Here is a 3,104-nt window from a genome sequence, read left to right as displayed (position 1 = left end):
CAGCCGCCAGGCGCTGAAGTACGCCGTCCCCCGTTCGCCGCTGCCGTCGTTGCCCGCCGTCATGAACAGCCCAACGTCCAGGTCCCGGGCCGCGCCCGGGACGGTGACGGACGCGACCGTCCGCCAGGTCGCGCCCTCGTCGGTGGAGCACTCCGCGGTGAAGCCGCCCGTGGCCGTACGGGTGAGACGGAGGTGGACGGGGGCCTTGAGGCCGGTGATGCGGCGGTAGCCGTCGAAGGTGCCGTCGCCGTTGGTGTCGTAGGACAGCACGACGCCCTCCGCCGGGGTGACGGCGAGGTTGACCGCCCCCGGGGAGCGGCCCGCCAGGGTGTTGCGCACGATGATGCCCGTACGCGCCCAGCCGCCCGTGTCGCTCTGCTCGTCGACCCGGACCGTGGCCGACCCGCCGACCGCCAGGGCGCCCGGCCGGTAGACCACGCCGAAGGCCTCCGTGCCCTTCCACAGGTCGTCGCCCGAGCCGTCGACGGCGAAGCGGTCGTCCCCCGACTGCCCGAAAACGGCCGCGTTGTTGGTGAAGGTCCGCCACCCGTCGGCGAGCGGGCCCGCCACGAACAGCGTGCCGGTCCGGGCGGTCCGGATCCGGTCCCGCCCCCGCGGCCCGTAGCGCGCGCTCGCCTCGTACGGCAGGGGCAGCAGCGGGCGCTGAAGAGGCCCGGCGGGCGCGGTGACGCTCCAGCGGGCCGTGCCGGTGGCGCCCGGCGCGAGGCTCTCCAGCGACGTGGGGCCCTGCGGGCGGGCCCGGAGGCCCGAGAGAGCGAGGTCGACGCGGCCGGTGGCCCGCAGACCGTTCACGTTCGTGAGGGCGACGGTCAGCGTCGCGACCCCACCGGGCGGCACGGCGGCCGGGACGGGCGCCGTCGTCAGCGTCCCCTGGTAGGGGGCGACGGCCAGGGTGTCGTGGACCCGCAGCGCGGTGCGGTACGGATCGGCGACCGGACGCACCGGGTACTCCTCGCGCTCCCGCGTCCACGGCTCCTCCACCGCGAACCAGTCCACGGCCCGTGGCTCCCGGCCCTCCCGCAACGCGTCCTCCAGCTCCTCCAGCCAACGCCGCCAGCGCGGCAGATAGAAGTCGCCCATCAGCCCGTGCCAGTCCCGGTTCGCGTACTCGTGCAGCTTGCCGCCGTCGGACGTGGCCCGGCCACCCCACACCGTGATCAGCACCCGCGCCGTCCGCTCCAGCTCCGCCGCCTCCGCCGCGTCCGACCCCATCGCCCCGGCCGCCGCCGTCCACGGCCCGAGCAGGAAGTCCCGGTGGGCGCCCGCGATGTCGTCGGCCAACCGCATCAGCCGCAGCCACAGCGCGGAGAGCGCGCGGAAGGTCGGCAGGTCCTTGACGTCGTAGGCGTTCCGCAGCTGGGGGAGGAGCTGCCGGCTGCGGTGCGCCAGGGCCTGCCGGGCCACGTCGACCAGGTCGTAGCGGTACGCGTCACCGCCGCGCAGCCCGGCGGCGACGCCCAGCAGCCCACTCAGCGCGGCGTCGAAACGCGACGGATCGTAGGACAGGGCACTCGGGGCGTACTCGCCGGCCCGATTGGCGCGCAGGTCCGGGCGGGCGGCGAAGAGACTGTCGTGGGGGTCGCTGCGCTCGGGCGCGCTCTGCCGGTAGGCGGTCTCCTCCAGCACGGCCCAGGCCTCCCGCGCGCCCCGGTCCGCCCGCCCGTAGCGCGCGTCGGCGTACGCGGCGAACCACCTCTGGCGGTCCGGGGCCTTCTCCTGCCAGGCCAGGTCGGTGAAGTACGCGAAGGCGGCCGGGTCGCGGTCGGCGGCCTCCGGCATGTACGCCGTGCCGGCCAGGGCGCTGCCGGGCTTGTCGCGCCACGCGAAGAACTTCTCGTCCCAGATGTGCGTCCGGGCCCCCAGCGTCGTCCGCCCCCCGAAGTTCGGTATCGAACCGAAGGCGTACGGGGTGCCGCCCCAGTCCTTCTCCCGGTCGGTGACGGACCGGTAGCGGTCGGAGGCGCCGTCGACGATCAGCATCCTGCTCCGGTCGACCGCCCCCAGCAGCGCGGGGAGCGGGTTGTCCTGCCAGCCGAGGATCACCCACGTCGCGCCGGGGTGCGCGGTGCGCAGCGCCCGCTCGACGCTCCGCGCGGCGTCCGCGACGGGCACGCCGCCCGCCGTGCCGCCCTCGTGCAGCAGATCCATCTTGAAGTGCGCCGCACCGCCCAGGAGTTCGGCCTGGTGGCGGTAGAACGACGCGGCGACCGCCGCGAAGGGCGCGGTGCGCGGATCGAGCCAGTCCGGGCGCTGGAAGCCGTGCCAGATGCCCTGCGGGACGACCCGAGCCCCCGGGTTCCGCTCGGTGAACCCGTCGGGGACGTGCCCGTAGTAGCCGGGGAAGACCGGCGCCATGCCCAGCTCGCGCAGCCGGTCGGCGATACGCCGCCCCAGCGCGGCACGCCGGGCGATGAGCGCCGGGCTCAGGGGTCCGCCGAAGCCGCTGAGGTTCTGCAGCAGCCACCACGGCTGGTGCGAGGGCGCGGGCAGCCACGCCCGGGCCTCGGCGTCGCTGTACCCGAAGTCCATGAGGACCCGGTGGTAGACCGCCTCGTGCCCGGCGATCACCAGCACCTCGTTGCAGCCGTGCAGGGCAAGGACGTCGATCATCCGCTCCCAGTACAGCCAGTCCGCGTACGGGAAGGTGTAGCCGTCGTTGGTGTCGTTGAGCGCGAAGCGGTGCCGCAGCCGCGTCGAGAGCGCCAGCGGCCGGGCCGGGGCGGGCAGGGTGCGCGGCAGCGCGGGCCGTCTCGCACGCCAGCCGAGATGGACCCGGCAGGTGTCCCGCAGATACCGGTGCACCCCGGTCAGCAGCACCCCCGGGGTCGTCCCCGCCACCTCGATCCGCCCCGGGACGCCGGTGACCTCGAACCGCTCCTCGCCGCCGGCCAGCGCGCGCAGCCGGAACTGCTCGGCGTGCTCCCCGAGCAGCCGCTCCAGCGCGGCCCGCGCCGGGGCGACCTCGAACGGACTCGCCACTTCCCCGGCCGCCGCGGGGCTGAGGGCGCCGACGGCGGCTCCCACGCCGATCGCTCCGGCGGTACCCAATAACAGGCGTCTCGACAGATCGGACATGGCGCTCC

1 protein-coding gene is annotated in these 3,104 nt (G+C 75.3%); it reads right to left on the bottom strand.

Annotated features, from left to right (window positions below; all coding sequences use genetic code 11):
* Nucleotides 1–3,096, bottom strand: a 3,096-nt coding sequence (locus ACZ53N_RS36915) for an alpha-N-acetylglucosaminidase (RefSeq protein WP_469145079.1), incomplete at its 3' end; no start/stop codon positions are given.
* Nucleotides 3,097–3,104: the final 8 nt, after the last annotated feature.

It is taken from the genome of Streptomyces sp. NPDC033229, assembly GCF_055576875.1.
Note: the sequence above shows the minus strand (reverse complement) of the source record. Positions and strands in the feature narration are given on the sequence as shown.